Here is a 15,298-nt window from a genome sequence, read left to right on the forward strand (position 1 = left end):
TTTAAGAAAACTTATTCAAAAATCCTAAAAGCTTCCTTGTCCCATCAGTCAACTTAGTCCGCTTATAAGCATCAGCAGCTTTTTTAATTCCTTCTGCTTGTGTTGGATAAGGATGAATTACACCGCTTAATTTATTCATGCCAATTCCATTGACAATTGCCGTAGTTACCTCAGAAATACTTTCACCAGCGTGAGAAGACACTATAGTTGCACCAAGAATTTGATCGGTACCTTGTTTCAAGTGAACTTTAACAAAGCCTTCGGTTTCACCGTCGGTAATTGCTCTATCTACATCTTCATAATCTATCTTAATAGTATTAACTTCCAAACCCTTCTCACGCGCTTCGTTTTCGTACATACCTACGTGAGCAATTTCTGGATCGGTAAATGTTACCCAAGGTATAACTAAATCGCTGAGTTTTTTACGTCCCAAACCGAAGGGAGCGAATAAAGCATTTTGAATTACAATTCTTGCTGTTGCATCTGCCATGTGAGTAAATTTCTGGCTTAAGCAAATATCTCCCACTGCAAAAATCTTAGGATTTGTTGTTACCAAGTTATCGTTAACTGTTACCCCTTTACTGTCATATTCAACGCCAACAGTTTCTAAATTTAAGCCTTCTACATTTGGGGTTCTTCCCGCACCGACTAAAATTTCATCTACAACAATAGAACCTTTTGTGCCATTGCTGGTGTAGTAAATTTTTTTACCTTCCGAAGTGCTTTCAACTCGTTCTATTTGAGAACTTAAAATTAAGCCGACTTTTTCTTTTTGAAATACCTTTTGGACAATTTCCGCAGCGTCGCTATCCTCTTTATTTAAAATATGAGAACCGCGATGCAGAATTGTTACTTCACTACCAAAACGGTTGAAAGATTGAGCTAATTCACAACCGATGGGACCACCACCAATTATTGCCAAACGTCGCGGTAATTGAGTTAGGCTAAATACAGTTTCATTGGTAAGATATCCGGCTTCTTTCATACCGGGAATATCCAGTTGTGTTGCTCTCGCTCCCGTAGCGATTACAGCTTTTTTAAACTTAAGTTTTTTACCAGCAACTTCAATCGTATCCCCACTAATAAAACTTGCCGTACCCAAAAATACATCCATACCAATATTGCTAAAGCGCTCAACCGAATCAATGGGGCTGATATCCGCTCTGATTCGCCGCATCCGTTCCATAACTGCGGGAAAATCGACTTCTACCTCTTGAGGAACAACAACTCCGTACTCCTTCGCATTCCACATTTCACCGACAACGCGAGCAGAGCGAATCAAACTTTTTGAAGGAACGCAACCAACATTAGTACAATCCCCACCCATCAAATGCTTTTCAATCAAAGCTACTTTCAAACCTACATTCAAACCAGCCGCACCCGCAGAAGTTACTAAACCTCCTGCACCTGCACCAATTACAACCAAATCGTAACAGTCAACAGGTTCGGGATTTTTCCAATCATTAGGATGTAAGTTCGCAATCAATCTTTGATTGTGTTCATCCATCGGAGGAATAACTACTCTTTCAAACGCTGAATTAGACATGATTAATGGTAATTGGTAATTGGTAATTGGTAATCGGGCATTGGGCATTGGTAACTACTCACTGTTCACTGTTCACCGATACTTGTTGATTCATTCAAAGCTTTTCTAGCTACTTTAGTAACGTAAAGGGTAACTGCAACTGTAGCGATAAAACCGATGATACGAATTGCCCAAACGACAGTCGGATTGCTCGGTTGATCTCCAGTTCCAATTGTGGCGATGTTACCAGCTAAAGAACCCAAATAAACATACATGATAGTTCCGGGAAGAATACCGATAGTTCCTAAAATATAGTCTTTCAAAGAAACTCCAGTAACGCCATAAGCGTAGTTTAATAAGTTAAAAGGAAATACTGGAGAAAGTCTAGTTAATAACACAATTTTTAAACCTTCTCTGCCCACAGCATCATCAACTGCGGCAAATTTTTCATTTCCAGCGATTTTCTTAGAAACCCAACCCCTAGCAATATATCGTCCAACCAAAAATGCTGCGATCGCGCCAATTGTTGCACCAATAAAAACGTACACCGAACCTAGAAATACACCAAAAACTACCCCCGCACCCAAAGTTAAAATCGAGCCTGGTAAAAAAGCAACGGTAGCAACGATGTAAAGTAACATGAAGGCGATTCCACCAACCGTGCCTTGCTCGTTAATCCATTCCAAAGCATTTTTCAGCCATAATTGAGGATTAAAACCTTGTGCATTACTAGCAGTTTCCTGAGCCAAAGCTGGATTAGTATTTAATAGGATTACAATACCAAAGGTAGCTACAGCAAACAAACTCAATCGAGAAAACTTATTCATAATTTTAGTTATTAGTGTTTAGTTATTAGTTGTTAGTTGTTAGTTGTTAGTTTTTATTTCTTAAAATAGTTCGTAATGATAATTTATAAAAACTGATGTAGCTAAAGCATCTTGCTTCCTAATTATTCAAATTGTTAATGCCCAATGCCCAATGCCCAATCTCCAATTTGCTGATTAATTCATACTTTCTTTTAAAGCTTTTTTAGCAACTTTAGCAACGTAAATAGTTACAAAAATCGTAGCTATAAATCCAAATCCTTGTAAAAGTAACTGAATATATTGTGCTTCCTGACTTTTTGGAATTGATGGATTATTTATGGCGATATGACCTATGATTGAACCCATGTAAACATACATTACAGTTCCAGGAATCATACCAATAGAGCCGAGAATATAATCTTTTAGAGATACTTGGGTAACTCCGAAAGCATAATTTAATAAATTAAACGGAAAGATTGGAGATAAGCGAGTTAAAAAAACGATTTTAAATCCATTCTTCGCCACTGCTTTATCTATGGCTTTAAATTTTGGCTTATTACCTATTTGCTTACATACCCAATCCCGCGATATGTAACGTCCCACCAAAAAAGCAAATGTTGCACCTATAGTTGCTGCAATTAATACATATATTGAACCCCAAAGTAAACCAAACAAACAACCTCCTTTTAAAGTTAACAAGGAACCCGGAATAAATAGCAATGTTGCAATGTTATAGATGACTATAAATGCAACCGGTGCTAACCAACCGAGACTATCAACCCACAATAGAGATTGATGAAAATGTCCTTGTAAATTAAAATGATTACCAACAATGATTAGGAATGCAATTAAGCAACCTATCGATACCGGTTTAAGAAAGCGTTTATACTGGTTTTTCATGGGAATCCTAAAACGTCAAAGGTTAGAGGTTAAAGGTCAAAGGTGAAATTTTATTACTTTTAACTGCTAATTCCTAACTCCTAACTTCTAACTTAAGCTACTAACCTGAGAATCAGCTTAATGCTTTATTAGTTTTTCTCCACGATACCAGCGGCGAATTCTTGCAGGTGAAACTCCCAGAAAATAAGCAATGATTACAATTTGATTTATCAAAGTTGTTTGCAATATCCCTTTTTTCAACCAGCGACGGGGTGAAGTAATTACTGATACTGGAATTAAAGTAATATTACCTGTTTTTTGAAGTTGGCGTATCAGTTCAAAATCCTCCATAATAGGCAATTCAGGAAAACCGCCAATGTAATTAAATTTATCTTTTGTGATAAAAATTGCTTGGTCGCCGTAAGGCATTTTAAATAATCTAGAACGCCATTTTACTCCCCATTCGACTAATCGTAAACCTATATTTGCTGCATTAATTCTTAAAGCAAAGGCACCCGCTACGGTTGATGGTTGTTGCATTGCAGTACGAATCATGCCGTCGAAATTAGCTGGTAAAAGAGTATCGGCATGAAGAAACAATAAGATATCACCCTTTGCATTCTTTGCGCCTGCATTCATTTGACTAGCGCGATTTTTATAACCCGAAATAACTTTCACGCCTAGAGACTCAGCAATATCAACTGTATTATCATCAGAGCCACCATCAACGACAATAACTTCTACATTAGTACTTGTTTGGGTACTAACTAAGGTAGCTTTGAGATTTTTCGATTCGTTTAGAGTAGGAATAATAACCGAAATTTTTGCCGTAGCTATGGTTTGACTCCCATTTACAGAAAGCAAACATTTTTTTTCTTGCAGAGCGGTTTGTTTGTAAATCATTTAAGTAATATACATGAAAGAATAATGATTAAGATGCCAATATAAGGCTCCAAAGAAATAACGTCAAAATTTACTTGATTCGTTTGATTCACCATGCTGTAGTTATTCCCCAAACAAAGTTAAAGAATATTACAAAGATTGGTATCGTGTTTCCTAATTCAATACCGAAAATTCCTTTATCAGTTTTCAAAGGCAATACCAAAAAAGTTGAATTATTGTTGGCAATAGACTTAGTAAAATACCTTAGTTCCAATTCTGTATGAGGCTGCGCTAAATCACCCATGTCCTTACGGACACGCTCCGCTAACAATCTGGCTATGGTGGGGCTACTGAAACAAAGCCCACCTGCGTGGGCTTTCATAGGGACGCATCTTTATAAAGAAATGGTGTTAGTTCCAAAAATATTTTTTCTTTGCTTCGCAGACAATTTTTTTCTAGTTTTCATTATGTGTAATCAGATGCACAATCAATCTATCATTAATTATGAATTGCAATCCTGAAAATGAGATGAGTCTGTTATTAGAATTTGATGAATTAACGAAAGCTATGATAATAAGTTTTCTACAATACTTTTTATATTTTTTTAATATATTCTACTATATATATTAATTATTTAAAAACTGACTAAATGAATTAGCAAAAATAGCTGCTTGAGTTCTATCTCTGAGGTTTAACCTAGTTAAAATGCTGGTAACGTGATTTTTAACGGTTCTTTCCGAGATAAATAATTGTTGAGCGATTTCTTTATTACTCGCACCGCTAGAAATTAAATGTAAAACTTCTTTTTCTCTGGGGGTAAGTTCTTCTAACTCTTGAGGTGGATTAGTCTTTTTTTTGGTTACTATTTCGGGTGTAGAAGTGATAATTTTCTCGAATAAACCAGGTCCTAAATGGGTATGTCCTGCATGTACTAAACGAATTGCATTTGCTAATGGTTCTAATGGTGTATCTTTGAGTAAATAACCTTTTGCGCCGAATTGCATTCCTTGAGAAATATATTCGTCATCATCAAAAGTCGTTAAAATTAATATTTTAACTTGCGAAAATTGTTGAATAATTGCTTTTGTTGCTGCAATACCATCCATTATTGGCATTCTTACATCCATTAATACCATATCTGGATGCAAAGCTTCGACTTGAGATATTGCTTGCTTACCGTTTTCTGCTTCTCCAACTACTTCAAAATCGGGTTGAGATTCCAGCAAGCTTTTGATACCTTGACGAATAATTTCTTGGTCATCTACTAATAACAGACGCACCATTAATCTAATCCTGAGAATGGAAGAAACATCATTATACTGCAACCTTCTCCAGGTTTGCTGTTCAGATAAAATTTACCTGCTAACGCATGAGCGCGATCGCGCATACTTTGAAGTCCAAAACCTGTGGTATTTTGCTTCGGGTTGAAGCCAACACCATTATCCTGAATGCTCAGATACAAAGAATTATCAATTGTTTTAATTTCAATATTGACTAAATCCGCATCACTATGTTTAGAAATATTAGTTAATGCTTCTTGAATAATTCGGTAAATAGTCAAGTTTATTTCTGGAGATAAAATTGGATTAACTGGTAAATAAAATTTTGGCTTAATTTGAAATTTTAATTTAAACTCTTCAAATAAATCTTCAATAGCAAATTCTAAGCTTTTACCTTTTAATGGATCGGAGCGCAAAGCCGATACAGAAAACCGAACTTCTTTTAAAGCATTTGCACCCATATTTTTACCTTGCAATAGAAAACTCTTTGCTTTCTCAATGTTAGAGTCAATAAATAGTAAAGCGTTTTCAAGTTGAATACTTTGCGCTGTTAGGGAATGTCCTATAGAATCATGAATTTCTCTTGCAATTCGGCTTCGTTCTTGTAGAGTAGCTTGATTTTCAATTCTCAGAGCATATTGCCTGAGTTGTTCGTGGGCTAAAACTAATTTTTGTTTGCTCTGACGCTCGGAGATGACTGTATTTACTAATAGCATTACGAATAATAGTATAAACGTAAATAATACTCCTGCGGTAATTTTTAAATTAAAAACAATGTTTGTTAATTCTTCAGGATTTTCAATCCTTAGTTTATTTGGTAACTTAAAAGGAGCATTGGTATTTAATGTAAAAATGAAAAATGCCCAGGATAGAGCTGCGATAAGGATTCTTCCTTTAATATCAAAAACTAAACAACTACGAATAACTAAAATAAGTAATAAATGTGGCGTAAATCCTATTCCTTTACCAAGCCCATAATTAGCTAAAAACATTAAAAATAGACCAAATAGAGTATAGATTATTTTATATAGTGTTTTAGTTTGAGGTAATTTTAAACCCATTATTCCAAACATTATAAGGGCAAAAAATACTAAGGGTGAATTAAGGCTTTCTCGAATAAATCCGGGTTTAGATAAACCACCTAGCCTAAATTCCATTAATAGGCATATTGATAACAATATCCATTCCAAATAAGCAAACAATGGGAATGGATGATTCTGTAAAATCTTAAGATTCTTTAACTGATGAAAACTAGGAAAATTTATTAATTTTATCATCGCTATTTTTTATCCAATAGAAATTAAATTAATTGCTTTAGATATTTTCTATATTATCTTTTTTAAGATATTATTTATCTTCCTCAATTCCCAGGAACTGAGGTACTATTTATTGCAAAATAACATAGGACTAAAGTACCAAATTAAATTAGAGCGGTAGTACCATGTGCTTTTCATACATAACTCATAGGATTGAAATGTGGAATTCAAGCCAGTCTTTCACATAAAAGAATAGCAATCAATCATATTAGGGGAATCAATGAAAGCACAATTAATCTCTGCATTAATTGCAACTACAATTATTGGTGCTACAGCAAGCATCTCTAACGCTCAAATTCCATCTGCGCCACGAGTCAATATACAAATGGAAAATGGTGTTCCAAGTATACCTGGTATCGAATTTAGTGACGAACAAAAAGAAAAACTCAAAGAAGTTAATCAAGAAGCTCGCAGTCGTATGAGTGAAATTCTCACATCAGAGCAGCAAGATGATTTACGAGCTGCTGTAGATGCGGGAACAAATCCTCAAGAAGCTATAAAAACTTTAAACCTATCAAATAAGCAAAAGAACAATCTCGAAAAAGTCCAAAAATGGCAACGTAAGCAGGTATTAGGCATTTTAGACAACGAACAAAAACGGAAAATTATGCAAATGCGTCAAAGACAGGGAAGACAGGTAGGAAGCTATCGCTTAAATATCCGATAAATATCTAATCTTAAGCTAGCTAGTTTTCTTTGTTGAAGACTTAGAGTTCATGCAGCCTTTAAGTATAATTACTTGCGTTTTCCTGACATCGCTCCGCTTCTGAATCATTACAGAGTTGGAAACAATAAATAATATTATTGTTTTTCCTCTCTGTATTTTATCGTATCAGTTCTCAATATTAAATAAGCTTGCCAGAAAGCCGGAAAATTATTAATTATTTAATCATAGAAATCAACGTGTCAAATTTGTCTATCTCTGCTCCTAATGTTATAAAAAAACTTAAAAATAGTTTATTTATCAAGCTAATAATATATTTCTTGTTGATTGGTACGGGTTTAACTACATTTCGTTTTTTTGTATTGATACCAGCAAGAGAAGCTAGAACTCAATTACCAACTCAAAGCCCGGAAAGACAAGATTTAAAAATTACAATCACAGCTAACGGTAAAATTGAGCCAGAACGTTCGATTAATATTAGCCCGAAAAATGCCGGTGTCATTAAAAGTTTATTAGTTGAAGAAGGTGATACTGCCAAAAAAGGACAAATTATCGCCTATATGGATGATTCTAATTTACAGGGACAACTGACTCAAGCCAAAGCGGGAGTTGCATCTGCACAAGCGAGTTTAGAAAAATTAAAAGCGGGAAATCGTCCTCAAGAAATAGCTCAAGTAAAAGCACAATTAGAAGAAGCACAAGCGAATTTAAGTAAATTAATTGCTGGAAATCGTCCTCAAGAAATCGCTCAAGCAGAAGCAAGATTGAATCGAGCGCAAGTAACGTTAAATCAAACAGAAGCTGAATTAAACCGTTATCAGCAATTATTTAATTCTGGTGCAATTTCTCGACAAAATTTAAGTACCTATCAAACTAATAGAGAAACTGCTTTGACTCAAGTTAAAGAAGCAGAACAGGCTTTAAATCTACTTAAAATCGGCTCTCGTCAGGAAGATATTCAACAAGCAAGAGCAAAGGTTAAACAATTACAAGAATCATACAATTTGATTCAAGCTGGTACAAGAACAGAAGATGTTAATCAAGCACTTGCACAGGTAAATTCAGCTAGAGGTTCTTTGCAAACAATTCTGGCTCAAATTGACGATACAGTAATTCGCGCTCCTTTTGATGGTGTAATAACAAAAATATATTCCAAACCTGGTTCTTTTGTGACTCCAAATACTGCCGGAGGTGTGAGTTCTTCGAGTTTAAACTCTTCAATATTATCTTTAACTGCGAACAATCAATTAGTAGCCAATATCGCAGAATCTAATTTAGCAAAAATTAGTATCGAACAAAAGGTTAATATCAAAACTGATGCTTATCTAAGTGAAGTATTTATTGGTAAAGTATCACAAATCGCAGCACAAGCAACCGTAGAGCAAAACGTAACAAGTTTTGAAGTCACAGCAGAGATTATTTCCTCAAAAAAGAAACTTTTACGTTCGGGTATGAATGTCGAAACTGAATTTGAAATCGGAGAAAAACAGAATGCTTTAGTTGTTCCAACAGTTGCAGTTGTACGCAAAGCGGAGGGAACTGGTGTATATATCTTGAATGATGATAATAAACCTGTATTTAAATCTATTCAAACAGGTGTTGTAGTCAAAAATCAAACAGAAGTTAAATCAGGTTTAACGGGAAAGGAAAAAGTTGTATTATCCGCTCCAGATAAAAGTAAATCTCAGCCAAGAGGCTTATTGCCATCGAGGAATAATTAATAAGTAGACATAATTGAATTTAAGAACATATCGAAACCTCACCCTCAATCCCTCTCCTTATTCAAGAGAGGGAAGCACGATATATATTTCTTTTGATTAAAATAAATCATGCCATCGATAAACCATAAAAATAAATATTCTATTTCCACCATTGAAATATTATCAATTGCTTTAGAATCCTTATGGAGCAATAAACTACGTACCGGATTAACCATGCTGGGAATGATAATTGGAATTGCTTCCGTAATTGGTATTACTTCAGTCGGACAAGGAGTCCAAAAATCTACAGAAGAACAAATCAAATCATTGGGTTCCGATGTTCTACAGGTATTAGCGGGGGAAGCAAAGGGTGGAAATATCAGCCAAGGACAAGGTTCTAGTAGTACTTTGACTTGGGAAGATGCCAAATCTATTGCGAATCAAGTCACAGCAGCAGATGCTGTTTCCGCATATTTACAAAGTCGAGTACAAGTTGTTTACGAAGATGAAAATGCTTCCACTACCGTCTACGGAAGCGATTTAGATTTTCCAGAAACAAGAAATACTTTTCCCGAGACTGGTAGATATTTTAATCAAGCAGAGTTAGATGAAAGTCAACAGGTTGTTGTTCTCGCTCCCACTGTAAAAAACAAATTATTTCCCGAATATATCAATCCCGTTGGTGAAAAAATTCGCATCCAAGGAGAAATTTATCAAGTGGTTGGAGTCATGGAGAAAAAAGGTTCTCAAGGTCCTATGGATAGAGATGATGCTGTGTATATTCCTTTAACTACTATGTCCGCAAGAATTGTGGGAAATAACTCATTATTTGGGATTTCTATTAACGGTATTTATGTCAAATATGCTAGTGAAGAACAATCATCAGCAGCCGAATTTCAGATTACAAATTTGTTGCGATCGCGACATAATATCCAGTCTCCAGAAGATGACGATTTTCGCGTTACCAACCAAGCTGATATTCTCGAAACTCTGGCAACTGTAACTGGTTTGTTGACAACTATGATAGGAGCGATTGCAGGTATTTCTTTGGTAGTTGGTGGAATTGGAATTGCGAATATTATGTTAGTTTCTGTAGTCGAAAGAACCAGAGAAATCGGCATTCGTAAAGCATTAGGAGCAACTGATTCAGCAATACTCAATCAATTTTTAGTCGAAGCAGTTGTTATTTCTACCGTTGGTGGTGTAATTGGAATTGTAACTGGAACCGCAATCGCTTTTATCATTTCGACATTAGCTCAATTCCCTTTTATAATTTCTCCCACTTCAGTCATTATTGCTTTCACTTTATCGACAGGAGTCGGTTTACTTGCTGGTGTAATTCCAGCCAGAAACGCATCTAAATTAGACCCGATTACTGCCTTGAGAAGCGATTAAATATAAAATATAAAATTTCATGATGATTTTAATGGAATCAATTACCAAACATTACTTATTAGGAGAAGTCAAGGTTCCTATTCTCAAAGGTATTAACCTGACAATTGTAAAAGGTGAATATTTGGCAATAATGGGCGCTTCCGGTTCTGGTAAATCTACTCTTATGAATATTATGGGTTGTTTAGACCGCGCGAGCAGCGGTAGTTACACTCTAGAAGGTCGAAAATTAACTAGTTTTAATAATGATGAATTAGCCTACACCCGCAATCAAAGAATTGGCTTTGTATTTCAACAATTCAATTTATTGCCTCGTGCAACTGCTTTAGAAAATGTCATGTTACCGATGGTTTATGCAAGTACTTCCAAACCAGAACGTCTTCAACGAGCGGAAGCTGCTTTAATTAAAGTTGGATTAGCAGATAGAATTAATAACCGTCCCAATCAATTATCAGGGGGACAACAGCAAAGAGTTGCAATTGCTCGCGCTTTAGTTAATAATCCCGCTATTATTTTGGCAGACGAACCTACTGGTGCATTAGATACCCAAACTTCCCATGAAGTTATGGATTTGTTCGCAGAATTAAATGCACAAGGAATCACAATCATAATTGTCACCCACGAACATGATATTGCAGAAATTACCCAGCGTATTATTCGCGTTCAAGATGGTTTAATTATTAGTTAATTGCATTAACTTTTACCCCATGCTTCTAATCTTTCCTGACAAGTTGCTAGGGGACAATTGTCCATATCACAAAAACGACATATATACTCTTCTAAAACTTCAGTATTACTATATTGTCCTGCCATTTTAGATAAAGTACTTAGCAACTGTTCCTGCTCTTGTGTTGTTAAAGGCTTGAGTAAATTTGATACCGCTGCAATCTTAGCCTGCTGAATTTCTTCAACCATCGCTTTTCCGTCATATGTAAGTCGTAGATGAACAAAACGACGGTCATTTCCTTGATGACGCTCCACTAAATTTTGATTTACCAGACGCTCTACTAACCTAGCTGCCCCAGATTGAGAAAGCTGTAAATATTGTGCGAGTAAGTCTACTGTAATCGTAGGATAGCGCTCAACAATCACCAGTGCAGCCGGGAAAGAAGCAGTATTGCCCGTAGCTTCCTTTGCAGCATTTTGAATACTGTCAGAAATTGCGATCGCAGCTGCTCCGATCAAATTTATCAGTTGTAAATCCATTACTCAATTATTATATGATTGACTCATGCATTTATTTTAGATATAGCATTTACTAGTGGGTAAGGGGCGAGAAATTATGGCTAAAAACATTATTGTAGTAGGTGCGGGACCGGGTGGATTAGCTACAGCATTACGCTTGAAAGGTCAGGGTTATAACGTAGAAATATTTGAGTCTAGCAATCGCGTTGGTGGGAGAATGCGCGGTTTCCAAGATGGTGACTATGCTTTCGATACTGGTCCAACTATCTTACAATTACCAAATCTTTACGACGATTTATTTGCTAGTGCCGGACTTAAGCGAGAAGATTATATAACTTTTACTCGTTTAGAGCCTTACACCAAACTACGCTTTTGGGACGATTCTACATTAGAACTCACCACCGATTTTGAGAAATTAAAGCAACAATTGCAAACTTTTCGTGACGATTTACCCGCAGCTTTTGACCGTTGGTATGCTCGGGAAGCAAAGAAATATGAAGCTGGTTACGAACCCTACCTCAGCCAGCCCGCTCGTCCTATTTTGGGGTATATGCGACTCGACGAGCTGGGTACGGGTTTAAGATTTCGACCTTGGGAAACTCTTTATCAACACTTTTGGAATGCTTTTCAAGATGAGCGATTGGTGTATTCTCTTTCCTATCCAGCCAAATATTTAGGAATGCACCCAACCTTAAGCGCGAGCGTATTTAGCTTAATTCCCTATATTGAAATGGCATTCGGTGTCTGGCATCCCCAAGGAGGATTTCGCGCTTTAGCTCAAGCGATCGCTCAAGGATTCCAAGATTTAGGGGGAAAAATTCACCTGAACGCTCCAGTAAAACAGGCATGGTTAGAGAATCGTCAAGTGCAAGGAGTAGAACTGGAAAATGGAGAACGAATAAAAGCAGATACTGTTGTAGTAAACGCTGACTTTGCTCGTGCGGTACAAACTTTGATTCCTCAAACAGCACAAGGGAAATACACCGACAATTTCTTTGCTAAAAAACAGTTTTCTTGCTCCACCTTTATGCTTTACTTGGGAATAAATCGACGCTACGATGATTTACCCCATCACCAACTATATTTATCCGAACACATTCGCAAGCGAGAAAAACCTTTTGTCGATGACTCAGCCTTAGATGAAATCGATCCACCATTTTACGTTTGTAATCCAACTCCGGTAGATTCAAGCAACGCACCGGCAGGACATTCTACCCTATATGTTTTAGTACCAATTCCTCACACAGGATATGGTGTTGATTGGCACAAAAAAGCTAAAAGTTATCGAGATTTAATTATTAGTCGTCTGCCGTTATTGGGATTTGATGAAGTAGAAAAACACATTGTGAGCGAGACTTGCTACACTGCCGATAATTGGCTAAATGATTATTCAGTATATTTAGGTGCCGTTTTTAATCTTAGTCATAACTGGTTGCAGCTAGGGCCATTTCGTCCCCCAATTCGTTCGGAATATATAGACAAACTTTACTGGGTTGGTGGAGCAGTGCATCCTGGTAGTGGATTGATGACGATTTTGGAATCGGCTAAGAATACAGCTAGGTTTGTTGAAGAGGATTTGCTTAAGAAATAGCTGTTGATTTCAAATACCCGATCAAAAATTATTGGATAACCGATAACGAAATAAAAAACGCTATCGCAAACGATAGCGGGAACACACTAGTAAATTGGTTTTACTTTCACTACTATAATTCCTCTCTAATAGGAATGTAGTAGATTGATTATACTGATTTTTTATGTTTTATAGATACATAAAATATGCGTAATAATACTTATCTCCCTAAAAATTTCCATATAATCCCCCATCTCTTCTATAAACCTTTAGCCTGACGAAACTCACTAACAACTTCCTTAATTTTGCGTAATTCACCTTCAACTTGATAGTTGAGTTCTTGCATTTGATCGGCAGTAAGAATTCCAGCTAATTGAGATAAAGGCTTTTCCAACTGCGGATATTTTTTCAAAGTTTCCTTACGGACAATCGGTGCAGCTTCATAAGGCGGAAAATATTTCTTATCATCTTTTAATATCACCAAACCCAAACGAGCAATTTGTCCGTCAGTAGAGTTATTAACAACTACATCCACTAATTCTTGAGTTAATGCTCGATATATCAAACCCAAATCCATACTTTTAGGTCTTCTTTGAAACTGCAAGTTATAAGCTTTAATTAATCCCGGTAAACCATCTTCTCTTTCAGCAAACTCATAACCGATGCCAATATCCCAATCAGATGCATATTTCGCAGCCTCTGAAATAGTTTCAATATTGTATTTTTTCGCATCTTCACCGCGAACTATCACCGCATAAGTATTTTCAAAACCCAAAGGTTGAGCAACTTCTAAATTAAACTGTTTCTCGTAAGCTTGTTTGACCAAATTGTAAACTTTTCTGGGGTCATCAATCACACTTTCTTTCAAAACCGCCGTTAAAGCCGTTCCGGTATACTCGATATAAGAATCGATATTTCCAGCAACAAGAGCTTCATGACAGAGTTTAGTACCTTGCAAGGTTCTACGGTCAACTTTTAAATCGCTGGTTGCTTCAATTTGCTGCGCTAACAGTTCTGCTAAAATATCCTGCTCGGTAAAACCTTTAGATGCAACAATAATATCACTACCGTTGCTACCAACAGAAGTAACATTACAGCTAGCAATTCCTAAACTCAAACACAAACAAATTACAAATAGCGTCAAAAATTTTTTCATAATAATTAGTGGTTAGTAGTTAGTATAGGACTTACCGCAACTGGCATATTTTTCTTATAGGGTGCTGTGACATTTTGACTGATTATCAACGTAGTAATAAGGTTTGTAGTGTCAGGCACCACCCAAGCTTTGTGACAACTGCGGCCATTCCTGTAGTAGTTAGTGGTTAGTAGTTACTTCTTTCCTCTGAAAAGATTGACGATTTGAGGAAGCAGAAAAGTAAGGAGTAGGAGTAAAAGTAATTATCTACTCCCTCTTTCCCCCTCTCCTTTTTCTGCTTTCCTCACTAACTCTTTCCCTTTGTTAAAGCACGTTCGAGCGCTCCAATTCCTAAATCTGCAATCAGTGCCATAAATGCGGCGGGAACAGCACCAGCTAAAATCAATTGATTGTTTACTAAAGCAATTCCACGAAAAATAAAGACTCCCAATCCACCAGCACCAATCGCTGCTGCAATAGTTGCAATTCCGATACCAATTACTATTGCAACTCGTACACCAGCCAAAATAACTCCTAACGCTAAAGGAATTTCTACTTGAAACAATAATTCCCTATCCGTCATCCCCATCCCACGCCCAGCTTCGCGAATAGCTGGATTTACATTCATGATACCGGTGTATGTATTTCTAATTATTGGTAAGAAAGCATATAAAATCAGCGAGAAAATTGCCGGTACCGGACCAATTCCGCCAATAATCGGAACTGGAATCAGTAAACCCAACAAAGCCAAACTAGGAATTGTTTGCAGAATATTCGCAATACCTAAAATCGGCTGACGAAGAGTTTTATTGCGAGTAATTAAAACCCCTAACGGAATACCTATCACCGTCGCAATTCCAATAGCAATAATTACTAACACCAAATGTTCGATGCTGCGCTCAATAATTTCCGAACCGTATTTAATTAGAAAGAAATCACTCATACTGATAAATAATATAGGGAA

Annotated in this window: 15 protein-coding genes; 5 read left to right on the forward strand and 10 right to left on the reverse strand. The window is 36.4% G+C overall.

Annotated features, from left to right (window positions below; genetic code table 11):
* Window position 1: 1 nt before the first annotated feature.
* The 7 genes from RIV7116_RS27235 to RIV7116_RS27265 form a co-directional block, all read right to left on the reverse strand.
* The gene (locus tag RIV7116_RS27235; RefSeq protein WP_044292416.1) at window positions 2–1,546 is read right to left on the reverse strand and encodes a mercuric reductase; all 1,545 of its coding nucleotides are present in this window, start codon (window positions 1,544–1,546) and stop codon (window positions 2–4) included.
* 65 nt (window positions 1,547–1,611) lie between these two features.
* Complete coding sequence (locus RIV7116_RS27240; protein WP_015121552.1) at window positions 1,612–2,352, reverse strand: TVP38/TMEM64 family protein; 741 nt, start codon at window positions 2,350–2,352, stop codon at window positions 1,612–1,614.
* A gap of 174 nt (window positions 2,353–2,526) precedes the next feature.
* A complete protein-coding gene (locus RIV7116_RS27245) occupies window positions 2,527–3,231 on the reverse strand; it encodes a TVP38/TMEM64 family protein (protein WP_015121553.1) in 705 nt (234 codons plus the stop codon).
* Window positions 3,232–3,348: 117 nt separating this feature from the next.
* Window positions 3,349–4,113 carry a TIGR04283 family arsenosugar biosynthesis glycosyltransferase gene (locus tag RIV7116_RS27250; RefSeq protein WP_015121554.1) on the reverse strand — a complete coding sequence of 255 codons (765 nt, stop codon included), beginning with the start codon at window positions 4,111–4,113 and terminating at the stop codon, window positions 3,349–3,351.
* A gap of 88 nt (window positions 4,114–4,201) precedes the next feature.
* Window positions 4,202–4,474, reverse strand: a complete 273-nt coding sequence (locus RIV7116_RS34260; protein ID WP_015121555.1) for a hypothetical protein — start codon at window positions 4,472–4,474, stop codon at window positions 4,202–4,204.
* A gap of 244 nt (window positions 4,475–4,718) precedes the next feature.
* On the reverse strand, window positions 4,719–5,375 hold the full coding sequence (locus RIV7116_RS27260; protein WP_015121556.1) for a response regulator transcription factor: 657 nt from the start codon (window positions 5,373–5,375) through the stop codon (window positions 4,719–4,721).
* Complete coding sequence (locus tag RIV7116_RS27265) at window positions 5,375–6,364, reverse strand: sensor histidine kinase (RefSeq protein ID WP_232435726.1); 990 nt, start codon at window positions 6,362–6,364, stop codon at window positions 5,375–5,377. The genes RIV7116_RS27260 and RIV7116_RS27265 overlap by 1 nt, the downstream gene beginning before the upstream one ends.
* A gap of 544 nt (window positions 6,365–6,908) precedes the next feature.
* Here RIV7116_RS27265 and RIV7116_RS27270 point away from each other — a divergent pair.
* From RIV7116_RS27270 to RIV7116_RS27285, 4 genes are all read left to right on the forward strand, one after another.
* Window positions 6,909–7,355: a Spy/CpxP family protein refolding chaperone gene (locus RIV7116_RS27270; RefSeq protein WP_015121558.1), complete on the forward strand. Its 447-nt coding sequence runs from the start codon at window positions 6,909–6,911 to the stop codon at window positions 7,353–7,355.
* A 236-nt stretch (window positions 7,356–7,591) separates the two neighbouring features.
* Complete coding sequence (locus tag RIV7116_RS27275) at window positions 7,592–9,073, forward strand: efflux RND transporter periplasmic adaptor subunit (protein WP_015121559.1); 1,482 nt, start codon at window positions 7,592–7,594, stop codon at window positions 9,071–9,073.
* 108 nt (window positions 9,074–9,181) lie between these two features.
* On the forward strand, window positions 9,182–10,447 hold the full coding sequence (locus RIV7116_RS27280) for an ABC transporter permease (RefSeq protein ID WP_015121560.1): 1,266 nt from the start codon (window positions 9,182–9,184) through the stop codon (window positions 10,445–10,447).
* A gap of 22 nt (window positions 10,448–10,469) precedes the next feature.
* Window positions 10,470–11,132: an ABC transporter ATP-binding protein gene (locus tag RIV7116_RS27285; RefSeq protein WP_044291224.1), complete on the forward strand. Its 663-nt coding sequence runs from the start codon at window positions 10,470–10,472 to the stop codon at window positions 11,130–11,132.
* 5 nt (window positions 11,133–11,137) lie between these two features.
* Here RIV7116_RS27285 and RIV7116_RS27290 read toward each other — a convergent pair whose 3' ends face one another.
* On the reverse strand, window positions 11,138–11,650 hold the full coding sequence (locus RIV7116_RS27290) for a MarR family winged helix-turn-helix transcriptional regulator (RefSeq protein ID WP_015121562.1): 513 nt from the start codon (window positions 11,648–11,650) through the stop codon (window positions 11,138–11,140).
* A 76-nt stretch (window positions 11,651–11,726) separates the two neighbouring features.
* On the opposite strand from RIV7116_RS27290, the gene RIV7116_RS27295 reads away from it, so the two are divergent.
* On the forward strand, window positions 11,727–13,220 hold the full coding sequence (locus RIV7116_RS27295; protein ID WP_015121563.1) for an NAD(P)/FAD-dependent oxidoreductase: 1,494 nt from the start codon (window positions 11,727–11,729) through the stop codon (window positions 13,218–13,220).
* A gap of 238 nt (window positions 13,221–13,458) precedes the next feature.
* Here RIV7116_RS27295 and RIV7116_RS27300 read toward each other — a convergent pair whose 3' ends face one another.
* Window positions 13,459–14,355, reverse strand: a complete 897-nt coding sequence (locus tag RIV7116_RS27300; protein ID WP_015121564.1) for a glycine betaine ABC transporter substrate-binding protein — start codon at window positions 14,353–14,355, stop codon at window positions 13,459–13,461.
* Window positions 14,356–14,641: 286 nt separating this feature from the next.
* Window positions 14,642–15,277 (reverse strand): ABC transporter permease, encoded by a 636-nt coding sequence (locus RIV7116_RS27305; RefSeq protein ID WP_015121565.1) that lies wholly within the window; start codon window positions 15,275–15,277, stop codon window positions 14,642–14,644.
* Window positions 15,278–15,298: the final 21 nt, after the last annotated feature.

It is taken from the genome of Rivularia sp. PCC 7116 (genome assembly GCF_000316665.1).
Classification (GTDB): domain Bacteria; phylum Cyanobacteriota; class Cyanobacteriia; order Cyanobacteriales; family Nostocaceae; genus Rivularia.